The sequence below is a fragment of the Buttiauxella sp. JUb87 genome (assembly GCF_004361975.1).
Taxonomy (GTDB): Bacteria; Pseudomonadota; Gammaproteobacteria; order Enterobacterales; family Enterobacteriaceae; genus Buttiauxella; species Buttiauxella ferragutiae.
The window spans coordinates 734,725-753,369 of record NZ_SNVY01000001.1 but is presented as its reverse complement, the minus strand read 5'-3'; the positions used below and the strand labels follow the sequence as shown (position 1 = coordinate 753,369).

Annotated in this window: 20 protein-coding genes and 5 tRNA genes; 20 read left to right on the top strand and 5 right to left on the bottom strand. The window is 47.9% G+C overall.

Features of this window, described 5'->3' with window-relative positions; all coding sequences use genetic code 11:
• Window positions 1-55: 55 nt before the first annotated feature.
• The 3 genes from EC843_RS03450 to EC843_RS03440 all read right to left on the bottom strand — a co-directional run bounded on the left by EC843_RS03450 (window position 56) and on the right by EC843_RS03440 (window position 1,898).
• Window positions 56-433 (bottom strand): S24 family peptidase, encoded by a 378-nt coding sequence (locus EC843_RS03450; RefSeq protein WP_133521624.1) that lies wholly within the window; start codon window positions 431-433, stop codon window positions 56-58.
• Window positions 434-493: 60 nt separating this feature from the next.
• Complete coding sequence (locus EC843_RS03445) at window positions 494-1,021, bottom strand: hypothetical protein (RefSeq protein ID WP_133521623.1); 528 nt, start codon at window positions 1,019-1,021, stop codon at window positions 494-496.
• A gap of 244 nt (window positions 1,022-1,265) precedes the next feature.
• Window positions 1,266-1,898 carry a LexA family transcriptional regulator gene (locus EC843_RS03440; RefSeq protein WP_133521622.1) on the bottom strand — a complete coding sequence of 211 codons (633 nt, stop codon included), beginning with the start codon at window positions 1,896-1,898 and terminating at the stop codon, window positions 1,266-1,268.
• A 110-nt stretch (window positions 1,899-2,008) separates the two neighbouring features.
• Between EC843_RS03440 and EC843_RS03435 the strand changes: the two genes are divergently transcribed.
• The 5 genes from EC843_RS03435 to EC843_RS03415 all read left to right on the top strand — a co-directional run bounded on the left by EC843_RS03435 (window position 2,009) and on the right by EC843_RS03415 (window position 5,890).
• A complete protein-coding gene (locus EC843_RS03435; RefSeq protein WP_133521621.1) occupies window positions 2,009-2,215 on the top strand; it encodes a helix-turn-helix domain-containing protein in 207 nt (68 codons plus the stop codon).
• Window positions 2,208-2,498, top strand: coding sequence for a hypothetical protein (locus EC843_RS24735; protein ID WP_133521620.1), 291 nt, complete (start codon window positions 2,208-2,210; stop codon window positions 2,496-2,498). Before EC843_RS03435 ends, EC843_RS24735 begins: the two co-directional genes overlap by 8 nt.
• Before the next feature lie 354 nt (window positions 2,499-2,852).
• On the top strand, window positions 2,853-4,475 hold the full coding sequence (locus tag EC843_RS03425) for a DEAD/DEAH box helicase (RefSeq protein WP_133521619.1): 1,623 nt from the start codon (window positions 2,853-2,855) through the stop codon (window positions 4,473-4,475).
• Entirely contained in the window at window positions 4,472-5,446 is a 975-nt protein-coding gene (locus EC843_RS03420) for a toprim domain-containing protein (protein ID WP_133521618.1), read from the top strand. Before EC843_RS03425 ends, EC843_RS03420 begins: the two co-directional genes overlap by 4 nt.
• 69 nt (window positions 5,447-5,515) lie before the next feature.
• A complete protein-coding gene (locus EC843_RS03415; RefSeq protein ID WP_133521617.1) occupies window positions 5,516-5,890 on the top strand; it encodes an antiterminator Q family protein in 375 nt (124 codons plus the stop codon).
• A gap of 35 nt (window positions 5,891-5,925) precedes the next feature.
• On the opposite strand, the gene EC843_RS03410 is transcribed toward EC843_RS03415, so the two are convergent.
• Together EC843_RS03410 and EC843_RS03405 are read right to left on the bottom strand one after the other, a co-directional pair.
• Window positions 5,926-6,438: a hypothetical protein gene (locus EC843_RS03410; protein WP_133521616.1), complete on the bottom strand. Its 513-nt coding sequence runs from the start codon at window positions 6,436-6,438 to the stop codon at window positions 5,926-5,928.
• A gap of 26 nt (window positions 6,439-6,464) precedes the next feature.
• On the bottom strand, window positions 6,465-7,535 hold the full coding sequence (locus EC843_RS03405) for a hypothetical protein (protein ID WP_133521615.1): 1,071 nt from the start codon (window positions 7,533-7,535) through the stop codon (window positions 6,465-6,467).
• Window positions 7,536-7,873: 338 nt separating this feature from the next.
• Here EC843_RS03405 and EC843_RS03400 point away from each other — a divergent pair, with 338 nt between their 5' ends.
• From EC843_RS03400 to EC843_RS03330, 15 genes are all read left to right on the top strand, one after another.
• A complete protein-coding gene (locus tag EC843_RS03400) occupies window positions 7,874-8,065 on the top strand; it encodes a TrmB family transcriptional regulator (protein ID WP_133521614.1) in 192 nt (63 codons plus the stop codon).
• A gap of 150 nt (window positions 8,066-8,215) precedes the next feature.
• On the top strand, window positions 8,216-9,280 hold the full coding sequence (locus EC843_RS03395) for a site-specific DNA-methyltransferase (RefSeq protein ID WP_133521613.1): 1,065 nt from the start codon (window positions 8,216-8,218) through the stop codon (window positions 9,278-9,280).
• Window positions 9,281-9,541: 261 nt separating this feature from the next.
• Window positions 9,542-9,618 (top strand) — tRNA-Tyr (locus EC843_RS03390).
• Between the two features lie 78 nt (window positions 9,619-9,696).
• Window positions 9,697-9,773, top strand: a tRNA-Ile gene (locus EC843_RS03385).
• Window positions 9,774-9,775: 2 nt separating this feature from the next.
• A tRNA-Thr gene (locus EC843_RS03380) sits at window positions 9,776-9,851 on the top strand.
• A gap of 5 nt (window positions 9,852-9,856) precedes the next feature.
• Window positions 9,857-9,931 (top strand) — tRNA-Gly (locus EC843_RS03375).
• A gap of 227 nt (window positions 9,932-10,158) precedes the next feature.
• A tRNA-Cys gene (locus tag EC843_RS03370) sits at window positions 10,159-10,235 on the top strand.
• 375 nt (window positions 10,236-10,610) lie between these two features.
• On the top strand, window positions 10,611-10,919 hold the full coding sequence (locus tag EC843_RS03365) for a hypothetical protein (RefSeq protein ID WP_133521612.1): 309 nt from the start codon (window positions 10,611-10,613) through the stop codon (window positions 10,917-10,919).
• Window positions 10,920-11,246: 327 nt separating this feature from the next.
• Window positions 11,247-11,627 (top strand): hypothetical protein, encoded by a 381-nt coding sequence (locus tag EC843_RS03360; protein WP_133521611.1) that lies wholly within the window; start codon window positions 11,247-11,249, stop codon window positions 11,625-11,627.
• Window positions 11,628-11,629: 2 nt separating this feature from the next.
• A complete protein-coding gene (locus EC843_RS03355) occupies window positions 11,630-12,265 on the top strand; it encodes a hypothetical protein (protein ID WP_133521610.1) in 636 nt (211 codons plus the stop codon).
• A 4-nt stretch (window positions 12,266-12,269) separates the two neighbouring features.
• Window positions 12,270-13,778, top strand: coding sequence for a TerL protein (locus EC843_RS03350; protein WP_133521609.1), 1,509 nt, complete (start codon window positions 12,270-12,272; stop codon window positions 13,776-13,778).
• Complete coding sequence (locus EC843_RS03345) at window positions 13,778-15,892, top strand: portal protein (RefSeq protein ID WP_133521608.1); 2,115 nt, start codon at window positions 13,778-13,780, stop codon at window positions 15,890-15,892. Before EC843_RS03350 ends, EC843_RS03345 begins: the two co-directional genes overlap by 1 nt.
• Complete coding sequence (locus tag EC843_RS03340) at window positions 15,885-16,784, top strand: hypothetical protein (RefSeq protein ID WP_133521607.1); 900 nt, start codon at window positions 15,885-15,887, stop codon at window positions 16,782-16,784. Before EC843_RS03345 ends, EC843_RS03340 begins: the two co-directional genes overlap by 8 nt.
• 78 nt (window positions 16,785-16,862) lie before the next feature.
• On the top strand, window positions 16,863-18,152 hold the full coding sequence (locus EC843_RS03335) for a P22 phage major capsid protein family protein (RefSeq protein WP_133521606.1): 1,290 nt from the start codon (window positions 16,863-16,865) through the stop codon (window positions 18,150-18,152).
• Window positions 18,153-18,191: 39 nt separating this feature from the next.
• On the top strand, window positions 18,192-18,620 hold the full coding sequence (locus EC843_RS03330; RefSeq protein WP_133521605.1) for a packaged DNA stabilization gp4 family protein: 429 nt from the start codon (window positions 18,192-18,194) through the stop codon (window positions 18,618-18,620).
• Window positions 18,621-18,645 lie beyond the last annotated feature (25 nt).

Sequence of the window (18,645 nt, the reverse complement as noted above, 5' to 3'; positions counted from 1 at the left end):
AAAGCAGAGCTGTTTTATATGCTGCGATATCTTTAATAAAACTCATGATTACACCTCAACCAATACGATGAATCTGAAGGTAAGCTGTCACCATTCCGATAATATTCATCTGCTTTTTAATTTCCTCGTTCGCTTCCCAAGTTTCATAAAGCTTATTGTCAGAAATTATCAGTAATTTATTTTTTACCGTCTGAAAGCGTTTAATAAAATGCTGGCCGTCAAGCTCATATAAGTAGACCGCATCCCACAAATTACCCTGATGCTTTTTTACGAGGCATTGCTCTCCAGCCTCAATGGTGCCAGACATAGAGTCGTCAGGCATGTTGATAACAAATTGCTGCTCAATGCCATAAGGCTGTAAATTAAATGGGATAATTCCAGCATTGCAAGCTTGTAATTTTTTATTAAATTTCTTATCGGGGGTAATATTCATGTTTATTTCCTCCGACTGAGTTTGACCCCAGTCGTTAGGCTGTAAATTACATTTATATGGCTACTTGAATGCTTTGGCTGTTTTGTCTGCCATGTAGTCATTGAACTTTTTAATGGATTCGTTTGCGCCTGGGAACTTGGAGATCTTTTCTATCTCTGAACGCTTAAGTTTTTCTATGTCAGAAATAACAGCAACAGGTATGAAAGCATCTTTCACTCTTGCATAAAGTTCATAATGAAATTTAGGTAGGTTTTCGATGTTGGTGTGTAAATCATACTTAAATTCAATATCAAGAGTATCTAGCATATAAGGAAAGTAATTAACAATAACTACCATTGAGTTAACGTTAATATCTTCCTTGGAAGAAAAAGTTGAAATTAGATATGAAATGCCAGCATCATTTTTATAAATTCCGTATTGATTGACATCATCGCAGTAAAAGGTTTCAAGAATATAACCATCTTCTTTTCCTGAGCGGTAAAAATGCTCAAATAAACCCTTGTTATCTATGATGGGGAAATCAACATAGACTCCTGCCTTGGCTCTAAGGCTGATATGTGAATATCTATTTTTATCTACGATGGTCATCTCATTGGCTCCGTTGTTTGCCGATGAAATGAGAATACTCATTTCGTTGTATTATGTAAACTACAAACGTTGTTTTATTTGTTGTAATTACTATAACGTATTGTATTTACAGATTAATTAATTTGGTGGGAAGGGGTTTTATACTCAAAGCGAGGGTGGGATATTAGTCGTGATCGATGGAAATTTACCAAAAAAAGCCCCCTATTTAGGGAGCTCATCATTTAGTTTTACTGAAATGTGAGTCTTAAAGGAGACGTAATTTGGTTTCTACGGCAACGCCAATGATCTTACAGTTCCCGTTAATTGGCACTAAAGGCCATGCCGGATTAAGCCCTTTCAGATAGCGTTGGCTCCCGTCAATTATCAATTTTTTAAACGTGGCTTCGTTAGAATCAGTGAGTTTGGCAATTACCAAATTTCCATTGGCTGGCTCACGGCCAGTATCAAATAAGACAAAAGTACCTTCGGGAATGCTCAAACCAATAGGAGCCGTCATAGAGTCACCATCAACTTCAAGCCAGAAGGCATCTCCTTGGATGTGCGCATCAGACTCCAACCATAAATCTATGTCTTTAAGCGTATAAGCCTCTACGGCTTCGTTCCAGCAGCCTGCCTGAACCTTGCTTAGGACTGGATATCTTTGACCAGGGGCATAGTTACCGGCAAAGGAAACATTTGCGGCTTCTTTGCCAGAAATTAGGTATTCAGGATCGCATTGAAGTGCCTTAGCTAATTCATGCAAGTAGCGTGGTCTTTTGGTTCTTCCAGATTCAACGGACACTATTCCCTGTTGGGTAGTTCCAGTGAGTTCAGCTAGTTCAACCTGAGTAAGTCCCAGCGCCAGTCGACGTTGCTTGATCCTGTCTGCCAATTGCATTTTCACACCCCAAATAAATTTGTCCAAAACAGCATACAACAATCATTGTATTTGACAAACAACAAAATGTGTATTGAAATACCGCAAACGTTGTATGTGAGGATTGCTACATGACTATTTCTATGCGCTTGAAGGAAAGGCGATTGGAGTTGGGATTAACTCAACAGCAGCTGGCAATTATGGCCGGTATTAAGCAGCAAACAATTCAAAGAATTGAAGCCGGAACCTCGCATAGACCCAGGCATTTGCTTGAGATTTCGGAAGCTCTTAGTTGCTCACCACAATGGCTTCTCAATGGTGTGAAAGACCATGCCTGACTATCACCGAACTGTTATGCCTCCAGTTTTCAGCGAGGCAGATGGCGAGTGGATTCAGAAACAGTTGTTGAGTTTAGCACCAGCGGCCCGTCAAAAGGCTGTTGCCAGATATGCAGCCGTATATGTGGAGACGTTTGAAGTCGAGCCGGTTTCCTTTCGCAAAGAGAATCGAGCACGGCACGAAGCAAATGTACGACTTCGCCTGTTCGTGAGAAATCACGGCAGGGCGTTACAGGGGTATACAGCCGAACCTCCCCTGGCTGAAACGCAACCGCGTTACTGATGGTTTCCGGGTTTAAAGGTACCCGGACAGATACAGGTTTAAAGGTGCATGGTTGCAGTCTGACTTAAAGGCGTCAGCTGCAGATGAAGCAGAACCACCCACTTACTTTTTTACACTCTAATGTACTAGATAGCTAGTACATGAATAAGGGAGAGGTAAGAGGGGGGTAAGGGGGGAGATCGGAGAGGGATGGGAATAGGTCTTTTCCAACAGGCAACTCCATAGGTTAGGGAGATGCCGATCTCTGAAGCCTACGTTAAAAATGGCGACGTACTAGCAAGGTGATACGCCGTTGCAGGGTTATGAGTCCGGGAATCGTTTTTCCTGGAAGAGTGAATCTTAGAGGGGTTGATTATGCTGACCATCACACCGAATTTTGCACAGGAACGTGCCCTTAACATGTTGCGTCGCGACTGGAAGTCTTACGAGTCGTTCATGATGTACATGCCGACCGGCAGCGGCAAAACTGGGCTGGCTGCTTTTGTTGCCGCTGGTTTGGTAACCCGTGGTATGCGCGTTCTGTTTGTCGCCCCTTACACCATTCTGATTAACCAGACGGCGCAACGCTTCGCTCAGTACGGGCTTCCGGAAGACCAGATCAGCTTTATCTGGCGTGACCATCCGAACTATGACCCAACCCTCCAAATCCAGATCGCCAGTGCTGACACTCTGATCCGCCGCGAATTTCCTCAGGATATCGACCTGCTGATTATCGACGAGGCACACCTGCGTAAACGCCGCATCCTGAAAGAGATCGAGCGCCTTACCACTGAGACAAAGACAAAAGTAATCGGTCTGTCCGGAACCCCGTTCTCACCGTTCCTGGGGAATTACTATCAGCGCCTGATTAAGCCAACAACTATCGGTGAGCTGATTCAGCGCGGTGACCTCAGCAAGTTTGAGTTTTATGCGCCGACGAAGCCGGATCTGCAGGGTGTAAAAACCAAAGCATCACTGGAATACGGCAGTGACTACGACGAAGCACAGCTGGCAGAGATCATGTGTGGCTCTGACCTGGTGGGCGATATTGTCGATAACTGGCTGCGTAACGGTCGGGACCTTCCGACAGTGGCGTTCTGCGTCAATAAGGCCCACGCCAATTACGTCACGCTGCAGTTTAACAAAGCGGGCGTGAATGCTGAGGTTATGGTGGCCGAAACTCCGCATGAAGAACGCCAGCTGATGATCCACCGCTTTGAAACCGGTGCGACAAAAATCATTGTCAGCGTTGGCGTACTGGTGGCTGGCTTCGACAGTGACGTTCGCTGTGTCATTTACGCCCGTCCGACGAAAAGCGAAATTCGCTGGCTACAGGCGCTGGGGCGCGGACTTCGTACTGCGCCGGGAAAAGACGCCTGTCTCATCTTCGATCACAGCGGCACCGTTCATCGCCTCGGGTTCCCGGATGCCATTGAGTACAACGATCTCCCTTCCAAAAGTGACGGTATGAAAGAGGCGGCAGTCCGCCAGGCTAAGGAACGGGAGGAAAAGCTCCCGAAGGAATGCCCGGAATGTCACTTCATGAAGCCCGCAGGTGTCTATGTCTGCCCGATATGTGGCTTTAAACCGCTCATCGGCGAGGACGTGGAAACCGATACGCAGCGCAATATCAAAAAACTCAAAAAGGGCGGAAAGGTTTACACCAAATCGGACAAACAGTCCTGGTGGAGCCAGATCAAATTTTATCAGCGTCAGCGCGAATCAATGGGGAAACCGATCGGTGACGGGTGGTGCGCTCATACATTCCGCGACAAATTCAACGAGTGGCCCAATGGGCTGAGCGATTTTCCGATGGAGATTACCCCGGAGGTAAATAACTACATCAAGCACAAACTCATCAAATTTGCGAAGGGTCGGGAAAGGCCCGGCAGTCAGCCGGAGGAATCCACCGACAATGCCGGGACTACAAACCGGATCATCAACGCCAGACATCAGGTTGCTAACATTCGTAGTATGCTGGGGAGAAGAACAGCGTGAAGACAGCAGAAGCGGCGAAAGGCCGCTGGCCCGAAATTCTTGAACATTACGGCCTGCCACCAATAACCGGGAAAAATCACTACAAAGGCGAGTGCCCGGTATGCAGTGCACGTGGTAAGTTCCGTATAGACGATCGCGACGGTGCCGGTACATGGATCTGCGTATGCGGTAGCGGTGACGGCATGAAGTTGCTTTCAGCCACGCAGACCAACAAAACCTTTTCGGCACTCTGTGCCGAGGTGGATCAGCTTATTGGCAATGACTACCAGCGCGAAAAAATCCCTTCCCACAGCTCTGCCGCGAAGTTGCGCCAGCGCACCATCAGTAAATTCGCGAAGTTGCTTCCGCTGCATAGCACGCCAGGTGCCGGATATTTGCGACAACGCGGGATCAACAAATTACCCTCTGATGCCATCAAATTCTGTGAACGCCAGCGCCACGCAGGCCGCGTTTACCATGCTCTATACGCCCTCGCCACAGACGACAAAGGGGAACTGTGCTATCTCCACCGCACCTTACTGGAGGGAGAGCATAAAGCGCCACTGGGTGAAAGTGCCAAACGGCAAAAATCCCTGCAGGAAGAAAATTATCTCGAATATGCACGCTCTGTAGCCATCCGTATGTTTCCCGTTTCCTCAACGCTGGGGATCGCGGAGGGCATCGAAACGGCGCTGTCCTGCTATCAGATTTACGGCGTCAATACCTGGGCGGTGATGAACAGCAATTTCATGAAGAAATTCCGCGCGCCGGCAGGGGTAAAACATCTGGTTATTTTTGCTGACATGGACAAGCACTCTGCCACTGGTCAGGCGGCGGCGTTCGAGTGTGCCCATGCCAATCTCATGGCGAAAAATGACATCATTAAAGTCAGCGTACGCTGGCCGGATAACGGCGATTTCAACGACATGCTGATGAACGGCGATCAGGTTCGTGAGCAGGTTTTCTATAAAAAACAGCAGGTGGCCGCATGAAATTTGAAGAATCCTTAAAGCACTTCAGCCCGCAGGAGCTGCTTATTACGAACAGAAGGGGGGGCAATAATAATGCGTGATATTCAACTGGTATTAGAGCGCTGGGGAGGTTGGGCCGCGAGCGATAACTCAGGTATCGATTACTCTCCTATAGCTGCTGGGTTTAAAGGTCTGCTTCCTCAGACGGGCAAAAATCGGTTGTCCTGCACTGATGATGATGCCTTGGTTATTGAAGGTTGCATGGCTCGTCTGAAGAATAAAAAACCTTATGAACATTCATTACTTGTAGCTCATTACTTCTATGGCGTGTCCAAACGGAAAATAGCTAAGGCGAAGAAAAAAGATGAAAAATTAATAAGAATAGAGATACAAATGGCTGAAGGATTCATTGACGGCTGTCTTTGTATGTTAGATGTAACACTCGATATGGATGTAGAGTTCTAACTATTGAAAATGTATAGCTCCAGTAAAAGGTTCGATTATTCGGACTTTTTATTTAGACTGTCGAGAATATCTTTTCTTCTTTTTTCGGTGTCAGATCTATGTATCAATATACTTTTAAATCTTTGAGCTTCATCCATGTTTGATTTTATAAATAAAAATGTATAAAGCGATGAAATTACAAGGCCGCCAGTTATAACGAAAAATAACTGGAAATACTCAGAGCATGTTTTGATACTAAAAAAACCGACAGCAACGACAACGGCAGCAATAATATGATAACAAAGAATAACTGTAAGCCTTCTTCTTTTTATGGATATTATTGGCCTCAAGCGTCGAAGTTCATCGGAGGTTAAGGATGGATGTTCATCAACTTCTGGGATTTTGAATAAGGCTTGGATGCAGTAGCTTGAAGAAAAAAGAAGTAGTGTCAGAATGATCCAAGGGGTCGGGGCAGAATTTAATGCTGTATTATTAACAACATAATAAAATGCAATGCAACCCAAAAGGAAGGCTAGAATAAATTGCATTAAAAATGCTTTGAAACTCATTGTAGCCTCCGTTCTGTAGTATGCCGCTATTTCACTGCTACTTCTCCGGAGCCTATCTTAGAATGTAGCCATTTGTGCATCTGTAAATATAAGTGATTTTCGTCCATTAGTCCATTATTATATTGGACGTTAATCGAGCCAGATAACTTCAATTCTCCACCTTTAATAGTTCCACCACCTTGGAGTGATATTTCAATATCATCTTCATCCATATTTCTTAGTGATGTAGCTAAAGTATCCATAAGTAATTGACCATCTTTATTGGTCTTTCTAAAGTAGGTTATTTCTAAGTTTACCTGAAGATTTGATTCATCTAAGGAATCTTCGAGTCTCAATTCATTGAACCACTGCTCACCAAAGGCTGCTTTTAGAATATTCCCACCCTTGCCAGTGGGCATGAATTTCATTTTCCTCACCTTCTGGATAGAAGTGGTAGGTGAGGGGGTTGGCGTGTGAGTTATTTGAATGCTATCACTTTCTGTTTTACTTTTCACAGGTACACTGCCGAGGTTTATTTTTCTGACTGGATTATTTTCCAATTTTTGGATTGTTTCTTCAGTTGGTTTATCTTTTAAAATAAGAATGCTGTCATCTGAAAATGAACTACCAAAGCTATGTATAAGCCAATTAAGGTGAGTTTCTAGATCTCTTGCCCTAAGGGAGCTGGATTGAATAACAATCATATGGTTTTTCAATACTCCGAAATAAAGTATTGAATCAATAAACTCTCTCTTTATTTTTTCTTTTTCTTCAATAGAAATGTTTTCATCAGCATCAAGTTTTATTTGTTGGGATGTGATTGCATTTATGTCATAAAAACTGACATCATCACTGATAGTCATCAGTGCTTGGCTTTTGCCTTGCTCAAATAATATTAATTGACCGAATAATATTGTTTGGTAGGTGTTACTTCGATTAATTAAACGATAGCCACTAGCACTATCAGATGGGGAAATTTGTTCTCGTCTCATGCCAACTTTGGATGCTGTTCCATTGGCGGAAATGATGGATTCTAGAATTGATTGAAGATCTGCGTTGCAGTTGGCGATTGCGGCTCTTTTGTAGTGAATCGCTTTTTGACGGCTTTGTTTTAACATCCACAATCCTTAACGGAAGCTTTATCAATAAATACCACATCACCACTCGAGACGGAGTTAAAGGTATGGCGGCAATGACTACAGACAACATTTAGAGAACGATATAAGAAAATAGCGAAAAAATCACTAATGCGGTCCGCATTTTTGTGTGTAACGTGATAAGAGTCGTCACTAAGAGACAGCACTTATCAAACAAGAAACCTCGGCATCATGCTGGGGTTTTGTCGCTTTATAAGCGCATTTACTGCGCTGTCAGACGGGAATACTGAATTTCATCTTGCTGGCTCACCCGACCAGAGTTATCTGTATGTCACGCCATAATTAAAGGGTAAAAAGACATGCTAAAACAGCAAGATATGACAGAAATAGCAAAGGTTGTTTTCAATGAACTAAGCGACGAACCTGCAACCGTTGGGGAAATCGCCCAGAATACACATCTGACGCGTGAACGATGCCAGTTAATACTGACGCAGTTAGTAATGGCGGGTTTATCGGAATACCAGATTGGATGTTACAAGCGCCTCCATTAACCGGAGGCTTCTGCAGTGAAAATGGGCGGCTGGTGGGTGTTGTAGCACTCAGCCAGCCATTCGCTCATGTCTTAAGGTCACAAGCGAACCGAGGCCCACCGCTTTAGCGCTAAAGCAAAGTGAGCCTATCAGAGACTCGTTTACTGATCTATGAAAAATACTGTAAATTTAAACAGTGTTGAGTTATTCAACGCTGATTGTCTTCAAGTTCTTGCTACCCTTTCCGATAATTCCGTCGATCTCATCGTTACCGATCCGCCTTATTTCAAGGTGAAACCAAACGGTTGGGATAACCAGTGGCGGGGCGATGAGGATTATCTGGCTTGGCTTGATACGTGCCTGGCTGAGTTCTGGAGGGTGTTAAAACCTAATGGCAGCATTTACCTGTTCAGTGGTCATCGACTGGCGGCTGATATCGAGCTGCTGATGCGACATCGCTTCAATATTCTGAATCACATCATCTGGGCGAAACCTTCTGGACACTGGAACGGTTGCCATAAAGAAAGCCTGCGGGCTTATTTCCCTGCGACCGAGCGCGTGCTGTTCGCAGAGCATTACCCTGGACCGTATAAGCCCGACAGTTATGTAGAGCAGTGCAACGACACCAAACAGCATGTGTTTACCCCGTTGATTGAATACTTCCGTAATACCCGGGCAGCTCTGGGGGTGACCTCAAAACAGATTGCGGAAGCGACGGGTAAGAAAAACATGGTTTCGCACTGGTTCGGTGCCAGCCAGTGGCAATTGCCAAATGAGACAGACTATTTAAAGCTCCAGGCGCTGTTCAATCAGGTAGCCATCGATAAGCATGCGAAGCACGAGTTGGATAAGCCACATCACCAACTGGTGGAAACATGGCAGTCGTTAAACCGGAAATATTCTGCTCTGTTGGGTGAGTTTAAAGCGCTCCGGCGTCCTTTTGCGGTATCAGTGTCTGTTCCGTATACCGATGTATGGACACACAAGCCCGTTCAGTTCTATCCAGGAAAGCACCCCTGTGAAAAGCCTGCCGACATGCTGAAGCAGATTATCGATGCCAGTAGCAAACCCGGAGATGTGGTAGCTGATTTCTTTATGGGGTCAGGTTCAACTATCAAAGCAGCTCTTACTCTGGGGCGTAGGGTGATAGGTGTGGAGATCGAGGAGGAGAGGTTTAATCAAACCGTTGGCGAGATAGGATTAATGGCTATTACCCCCAGTCTTCCAGGCAGGTGATGATGCGGGGACGATTTTTTGCTAATGCCCGGTTTACATTTTCCAGCACTCCGTCAGCGCTAAATCCCGTTCGCTTTGTATTGCTTCTGTCTATTTTTGAAAAGGCGTTTTAAAACGAAGAAATTCAGCATGAAATGTTAATAGTAACCCATGTGAACTGTATACGATTCATCCCGTCGCTTGCAGGTGACACTTTGTAGGGTAATCGTAGTTGTTTTTTGAGTCCCGGATTTACTCAGGCCTCGTCGAGGGGCCTTTTTTACCGGTTTAGTTCAGCAGGCAGATTGCCTGATTGTAAAATCAGGATGGAAGCGGTTCAACTCCACTAACCGGTACCAGTGCGGTCAATTGATATTCAGGTCTTGCCACCGTAATAAAACTTGGGTGGTTTGATTCCCTCCGGCGCAATATACATCGGCCCTTTAGCTCAGTTGGTTAGAGCGAACGACTCATAATCGTCAGGTCGCTGGTTCAAGTCCAGCAAGGGCCACCAAAGCCGACTTAGCTCAGTAGGTAGAGCAACTGACTTGTAATCAGTAGGTCACCAGTTCGATTCCGGTAGTCGGCACCAAAAAAGCGGTCATCGTATAATGGCTATTACCTCAGCCTTCCAAGCTGATGATGCGGGTTCGATTCCCGCTGACCGCTCCAACTTAAATTTCCAGTATTTAGCCAATGCTAAGGTCATCCGTTTTCTGTGCGTTTCGTTATTTTTGAAAAGGCATTTTGAATTGAATCGATTCAGCATGAAATGTGAATTATTACACGCATAAACTATGTAGGATTTGCCCTGTCGCATTATTGGCGACATGTAGTGTGAGAACCGTTTGCTTTGAGTCCAGGATTTGCTCAGGCCTCGTCGTTGCGGGGCCTTTTTTACCGGTTTAGTTCAGCAGGCAGAACGCCTGATTGCAAAATCAGGATGACAGCGGTTCAACTCCGTTAACCGGTACCAGTGCGGTCAATTGATATTCAGGTGTACTACCTTCTTTAGCACCTGGGTGGGTTTGATTCCCACCGGCCGCACCATATGCTTTTCAGTCTACGAAGATGGGTTAACCCGGAGCGACTGGAGAGCGTATCAGTCTGAACGCTGGGTGTTCCCATATTGCTTTATACGCTTGTAGGTTCATGCCGCTCAGCGTTCAGTCTGATACCTATCCCGGTATCTCCTTAGAGCTTTCTTAATCGAGTATTCGTTTTTACTCAGCCTCACTCTGTTGGGGCTTTTTTTATTTCAAAAAACATCACCAAGTCATAGCCGCTGGCATTGTTACGCTATGACCCTCAAGCCTTGCTTATCGCGGGGCTTTTTTATGGACGAAATCCCATGCCATTCAAACCCCCAGAAGACGAAATTGCGGGGTATATCCTCGTTGCCATTTTTACAGGTCTCGGTGTGTTATCGAAGATAGCCCACAGCATTCTTTCTGGCATGCCGACGTCGTTCTGGGGCGCGGTATGCCAAATCATCATCTCAACCTTTGCGAGTGCGCTTGTGCTGATGCTCGCTGTGCGCTTTCAGTGGCACTACACCGGAACGGCGGTTGCTTGCGGAATATCATCCTGGTCCGGCGTAACGGTAGTTAATTTGCTTGAAAAGAAACTGTTATCCCGCCTGAATGGCAAAAAGATATAGATAAAAAAATCCCGGCACTAATTCACTGTGCCGGGAGCTTAAAAAGAACATCGTACTTACTGAAAAAGTACATGTTAAGTGTAGCTGACCAACTCACACCACTAAGCTGATTTTATTAAATGCTGTTAATTGCGTTGGCCACATCAAGAAAACAGCACAAACGCGCTGTTTCCGTGTAAGTCGGTATTCGTTATTCCCGTGGCTAAAATTAAATAACCAGCATAAACCCCTGCAACGCTCGCCGAAGTACTGCCAGCTTGCTGGCAGTCGAGGAAGCGGAAGTTAACCAGCACCTGCCGCGGGTGCGTTCACACCGGAGCTTCAATAATGGCTTTGCGCCCCTGTAAAGAATTAACTGTTCCCCTTTATCGAGTGCAGGTCGTCATTTGTTCCAGCGCTGCCGCTGCCGATAAGCGATTTGGTAAAGGGTTTCTGTATAAGAACTTCACCGCCCAGGTATCCACGATAGAAGACTCAAACACCGGAATTGACTTCATCGTCATCACTTTCGCTGATCCGGATGCGTACAACGCTGAATGTCTGACGCATGAATGTGTCCATGCTGCCTGGCGAATTCTGGAACTGGTTGGCGTCACTGTCAGCGCTGACAATCAGGAACCACTCGCATATCTCGCCGGCTGGCTGTCACGCGAGGTGAACAATTTTATGATGGATCATATTGAAGCCCAGAAAAGCAATTCGGAGTAATTATGGCAACACCGGACTGGGAAAAGATAGAGGCTGATTATCGTGCTGGCCTGCTCTCTGTCCGAGAAATCGCCTCGCAGCATGGCATTAGCGATACCGCAATCCGTAAGCGAGCCAAAAAGGATGGGTGGATAAGAGACCTTGCCGCAAAGATTCAGTCAAAGGCTGACGATTTGGTTCGCAGACGTGAGGTTCGCACGCAGGTTCGCACCGAAACAGCCATTTCAGAACGCGAACTTATCGAGGCAACTGCTGAGGTTATTGCCACGGTTCGCATGGAGCATCGCGGTGATATTCGCCGCGCCAGAGCGCTGGCTAATGTGCTCTTCGATGAGCTGGCAGCACAGTGCTCGGACGTGGATTCACTGGATAAGCTCGGCGAACTACTCCGCAATCCAGACGATAAAGGCATGGATAAGCTCAATGACCTTTACCACAAAATTATCAGCCTTCCTTCCAGAGTTAAGTCAGTCAAAGATTTAAGCGATAGCCTCAAAACGCTGATAGGTCTTGAACGAGAGGCTTACGGTGTTGACGCGCCTGCAAATGGTGAGAATAAGCCGGATTTAAATATCACCGTATCTTCAGACGCTACACCGGAGCAGGCCGCTGAGGCCTACAAAAAAATTATGGGCTAGCCACATGGTGCTTTCTTTTGATTTCCGCAATCCCGATTATTCCGCTGTATTTGCTCGCAGAGCTGAAAAACTAAAAGCCATCAGAGAGAACCCGGATTGTTTACCCGCTCTCAAGGCCTACTACAAAACTCACCCCGCCGACTTTATTAATGACTGGGGTATGACGTTTGATCCCCGCAACGCTGAAATTGGATTACCGACAACCATACCGTTCCTGTTATTCCCTAAACAGGAGGAGTGGTTAGGCTGGCTTTATGAGCGCTGGCAGGGAAGGGAAGACGGACTGACAGAGAAATCCCGCGATATGGGGTTATCCTGGCTTTGTGTGGGTGCAGCGGTTCACATGTTCCTGTTTTACCCTGGCACGGTTGTTGGCTTTGGCTCCCGTAAAGAGGAGTACGTTGATAATACCAGTGACCCTAAATCACTGTTCTGGAAAGCGCGCCAGTTTATCAGCATGTTGCCTGTCGAATTCCGTCCTGCTGGCTGGAACGAGAAGAAACACGCGCCATTCATGAAGATTCAGAACGTCGAAAATGGCGCGATGATAGTAGGTGAAGCGGGGGACAATATCGGCCGTGGTGCGCGTACCTCGATATATTTCAAAGACGAATCAGCATTCTATGAGCGCCCCGAAATTATTGAAGCGGCGCTGTCTCAGACGTCTAACTGTCGTATTGATGTATCAACACCTAACGGCAGCGGCAACCCGTTCTACCGTCGCAGGCACAGCGGTAAAACATCGATATTTACGTTTCACTGGCGCGATGATCCCCGCAAGGATGAGGCCTGGTATAAAGAGCAGTGCGGGAAACTCGATCCGGTTGTCGTGGCGCAGGAAATTGATATTGATTACGACGCCTCAACAAATGACGCTTATATCCCCGGTCCACTCGTTGAAGCTGCACAGTCTAATTCCTTCATGGATGTTGAGCCGATTGGCCCACTTCAGCTTGGTGTCGATGTTGCCCGATTTGGGGATGATAAAACATGCCTTGTCCTCAGGCAGGGCCGCGTTGTGTTCTGGGTTGAAGAGTTTACTCATATGGACACCATGGCTGTTGCAGGGCTTGTCCGGGATAGGGTGACGAGTTCGCCAAATCGTATTGAGCAAGTTGCAGTTGATGTCATTGGTCTTGGTGCTGGCGTAGTTGATCGCCTTCTTGAGTTCCCGGAGACAAAGGACATAACCATTGGTGTGAACTCCGCCACTCGCCTGAGTGATGGTCGCAACTTTAATACCCGTGCAGCGATATGGCGCAGCATGTTGGATTGGCTCAAAGACTCCCCTGTTTCATTACCTCGCGTTGATGGTCTGAAGGCTGAGCTTTGCGCCCTTAAATACACTTACCGCAACGGTGTGCTGTTGATTGAGTCCAAAGAGGATGCAAAGAAGCGCGGCGTTAAATCTCCCAATAAATCAGATGCACTGGCGCTCACGTTTGCAGCACCAGTCACACAGCAGCCTGGTTACACCAGTTACCACGTACCCAACACGATGGATTACGGCTAATGAAAAACAAGAAAGAGTTTCACGAAATCGCGCTCAAGCGGTTCGATGCTGCCTACACTCCGCAAACCGGCATACGTGAATCAATCCGCAGGGCCATTCGTTTTGCACGTAAAAGCGGCGCTCAGTGGGAAGGTGACACCGCATCTGGCTGGACCCCTTCAAAAACAATGAAGAAGCGCCCCATGCTGGAGGTTAACAAAACCGCCAACTCCATCGAGCGTATCACTGCAGAAGGGAAGAATGCGCGAATCAGTGTGAAGTTTCGGCCTGGTGATTCGGATGCGTCTGCTGAACTGGCTGAGAAACTTAACGGCAAGTTTCGTGCTGATTTCAACGGATGCGAAGGGGAAGAGGCCAGCGATACAGCCTATGAAGATGCGGTAGCCGGTGGGTTTGGTTGTTTGCGCCTGACCACAGCACCAGACAACGAGGATGCCATACCCGATCAGCAGGGTGTAAAGCGTATTGTGATGGAGTATGTGCCGGAGGCTTACACCACTGTCTGGTTTGATGCCGCTGCCAAACGTTACGACAAATCAGACGGCACGCACGCTTTCGAGCAGTTCACGATGTCGCATGAAGCCTATAAGCAGAAGTACAAGAAAGACCCCGCTTCTCTCGAATCACCTAGCGCTTTCAACTTCGACTGGTTTGCTTCAGACCTGGTGTATATCGCACGCTACTACGAGCGCCGCCAGGAAGAGGTCAACATTATCACTTACCTGAACCCCCTCACGGGTCACAGTGTTGTCTACGAGGAAGAAGACATTGAAAAGGTGAAGGATGAGCTGGCTGATTATGGCTATCAAAAGACGGGCGAAGAGCTGCAAAAGCGCTGGCGTGTTTACTGCTCGGTCATTGACGGTGAAGGTATTTTAGAAGAGCCCGTTCTACTGCCTGGCACGATGATCCCCCTCGTACCCTACTATGGAAAGCGCTTCTATAACGAAGGCAAAGAACAGGTTGAAGGATTCACGCAGAAGGCAATGGACCCGCAGCGGGCGCTGAACATCGGTTTTTCCATGCTGACCAAAGAGGCCATTGAAGCCCGCCCGGCGAAGATGATCGTCAATACAAAATTCATTGCCGGGCTTGAGACTATCTGGGGTGACCCGTCTGATAAAGCCTATATGCCCATGCACGATGCAGCATTACCGCCAGGTGGCCCATTACCCAAAGATTCTCCTCCTGCATTTAGTCAGACACAGCCCACGGTCACCAGCCCCGCCGTACAGCAACTGATTGCTACTGCTGACAACCTGCTCACGCAGATGACCGGTAATGCCATTACAGAGCAGGGTGTACCCAATAACACCTCAGGCCGGGCGGTCAACACCATCGCAGGCCGAACCGATCAGCAGGATTACAACTTTATCGACAACCTGAAGAAGTCCACCCGGCATCTCGGGCGCGTCTGGTTGTCCATGCTGCGCGATGTCAGCGGTTCTGATCGTGTTGTCCGTATAGTGAAGCCCAACGGCAAAGACGAGCTAATCACACTGAATGCGCAGGTGAAGGACGAGGAAACCGGTGAAGTTATCGGCCTCAATGACCTCAGCCAGGGTAAGTATGACGTGGTCGTCGGTGTGGGTCCTGCATTTGCCAGCTCCCGCCAGCAAGCTATCGCTAATTTGACAGCCATCATGGCCGCCGTCCCGCTCCCGCCTGAAATACAGTCTCAGATGGCGCTGTATATGGTCGATGAGATTGCCGGTGAAGGGCTGGACGACCTGAAGAACGCCGTCAACCGCCAGTTACTGCTGACCGGTGCAAAAGAGCCTGAAACGCCAGCCGAAGCCAAACAAGTGCAGCAGTTCCAGCAACAGCAGGCCGCCGCCGCACAAAACAGCCCTGAAAATATTATTGCTCAGTCTTCAGCTATGAAAGCACAGGCCGACATGTTCCGGTCTGTAGCTCAGCTGATTGACACGGGGATCGGCGTCTTTGATACCGAAGCTGATATTCAGCTTAAAGGTACTGAAATGCTGAAAAACCTCAGTGATATCGAGGTATCGCGTGCAGGTGCCATTACTGAAATTGCTAATTCGTTACATGAGCGACAGCAGTCACTCATTACTTCTCAACTCCAATTCTTAGGTGACATCAATGGATAATCCAGACATCAGCAGCACCACAGGTGACATCACCGTAACCGATCCGGTCATCACGATTACCCCGCCAGGCGATGACGTTGTATTGCCTCCTGGTGACGGTGACAACAGCGGCGCAATAACTATCCCTGGAACCGTCGACAATCCTGAAATCATTACCATGGTTGCCGATCTCGTCTTTGATGGCGCACCTCTGCCCGATTTCAATATCCCGGATGAAACACCGCGTGAAAAAGAATTGCGCGAACAGCTTGAAGCGCTGCGTCAACAGACTGGCGCGGATGCAGGCCAGCACAAGGCGCTGGTTGTTGAACCTCAAAAGCCAAAGCGTGATGAGTTTTACAGTGATGAAGCATTTGAAGAGGCGTTTGAACAATACATCACTGATCGTGAGCAGTTTAAACAGCAGCAAACCAGCCAGGTGCAGGCCAAAGCAGCCCATAAAGCACAATTTGAAGAGGCGGTTGGTCATTATGTGCAACAGCGTGCAGATGCCGCACTGAAGCTGAAGGATTTTGACCGCATTGAAAAGTATGTCGATGACAACCTGAATCCGGGCGTTTTGGCGGCCATTCTGTTTGGCAATCAAAACGGCACATTTACCAACGCACCGGAAATGATTGCCGCCATTGGCCGTAATCCTGCACTGATGAAGCAGCTCAACGAAATCAACAACCCCTTCCTTGCTGGCGCCATGCTCCTGGATATCAGCAAGAAATCTCAACGTGCACCTGATGCACCGGGTAAGCAGGTGAATGCCATTCCGGAGGTATCCGGCGGCAGTCCTCAGTCTCTCGATGCCGAACTGGCTCAGGCAGAGGAGGAAGCAGAACGCACGGGGGACAGAACGAAAGTCATCGAGCTCCGCGCTAAAAAACGCGACCAGAAAAAATAATCACCGGCAATCGCCGGTTTTTTTAACCCCAAAATTTCCCAACCCGCCGCGTGCGGGTTTTTTTATTTAAGGATACTTATGCCAACTACCAATGATTTAACTAAAAACCTCCAGGTGTATTTTGACCAGACAGTGGAAGGTTTTGACGCGTCAGTCGTGCTTGCTCAGCAGGCGGCAAAACACACCCCGCCAGCGACAGACATGTCTCGCGCAAACAATACGTTCTGGCGCCCGCAGCCTGCTATTTTGCAGGTTCGTTCTGGCTGGGACACCACTGGCGTTGATCCAGAAACATTACAAAAACTCAGCGTTCCTGCCTCCCTTAACAGTCCGGGCAATATCGAGATTGCGCTAAACCTTCAGGAGATGCAGGACCCGAGCAATATGGCCACCGCAACCGCCGCAGCGCAACTGCAGCTTGCCGCTCACGTTGATTTGGCTGTCGCTGAAACAGTCGCTCGCACCGGTTCACTGGTGATCACCGGCAACGGCCCGATGAACTGGAAAATGGGGGCGACGGCTGATGCAGTCATGAATGAGCAGGGGGTGAAGATGGGATCGGAACGCTCTATGTTCCTGTCTCCACAGCACTACGTTGATATTGCTGACGAATTAAAATCCAAGCAATTCCATCAGGGGGATGTGAAGACGGCCTGGGATGAAGCCCGCATTCCTAACATCGCCGGCTTCAAAACCTTCCAGACGGATTACACCGGCTACATTCCAGCTCCGACAGTGGCCGTGACTGCAACGTTAACGGCAGATGTGGCCTATGTGCCTAAAGCCATGACCACAAACAACGGCGGCAATGGTGAGGTTCCGGTTGATAACCGCTTTGCCACCATGTCGGTTGATATTACGGCGGGCGAACTCCGTCCGGGTGATGCCTTTACCGTTGCGGATGTGTACGCCGTCCATCACATTAAGAAAACCGCCACACCACGCCTGAAGACTTTCCGCGTCGTTAAAGTTGAAGGGGCGATTGTCACCTATTGCCCACCAATCATTCCAGATGGTCCATACCAGAACGTGACGACCAAAGGAGCGGCCGGTGTGGCGCTAAGCGTCATCAACAACACCGATCAGGCTCCTACCTCTTTTTGGCGTAAAGATTCCGTTGAGCTCATTCTCGGCAGTTTCGACAACCTCGGTAATATCAGCGGCGGCGCTCGCTTTATGAAGGCGACCACCAAAAAACTCGGCCTGCCTATTGCCATGCTCTACTGGCTGGACGGCAAGAGCGTGATTTACGCCGTTAAATGGCTGGTCTTCTTCGGTGTCAACAACCTGAACCCGGAGATGAACGGCATCATTCTCCCTAACCAGATTTCAACCGCGACGATGAGCACAGCGTCTAAAAAAGGTTAATTCTCACGGCCCCGAAAGGGGCTTTTTCTGAGGTGACGGATGATAACCAAACAAGAACTGTGTGATGCAGCGCTGGCAAAGACAGGTGTGGGGCGGGGTGAGTCATTGACCGGATTTTCCGGCGTGACGATGTCAGACAGCCTGAAAGAGCTTGAAGCGATGATGGCGGAATGGCAGGGGCAGGGATGGGAATTGTATTATCAGTTCACGTTACCGGATGACACCGCCAAAGATAACAGCCCGCTACCAGGCCAGGATTCGATGATCGAACTGCGCTGGAAGTCGGTTGTTGCCAGTAATCTGGCGGTGCGGCTCTGCCTGCTGTTTGAATTTCCCGTTTCCCCCAATCTTGCGACAGAAGCCTATAACGGCACGCTGCAACTGGCGGCGTACTTTATCAACGTGCCGGATAAACCTGCGTCACCGTGGGCAATTGGCGGCTCCGGGAGTTATGCGAAAAAATGGTAATGAGAAACGGAAAAATCACGACACT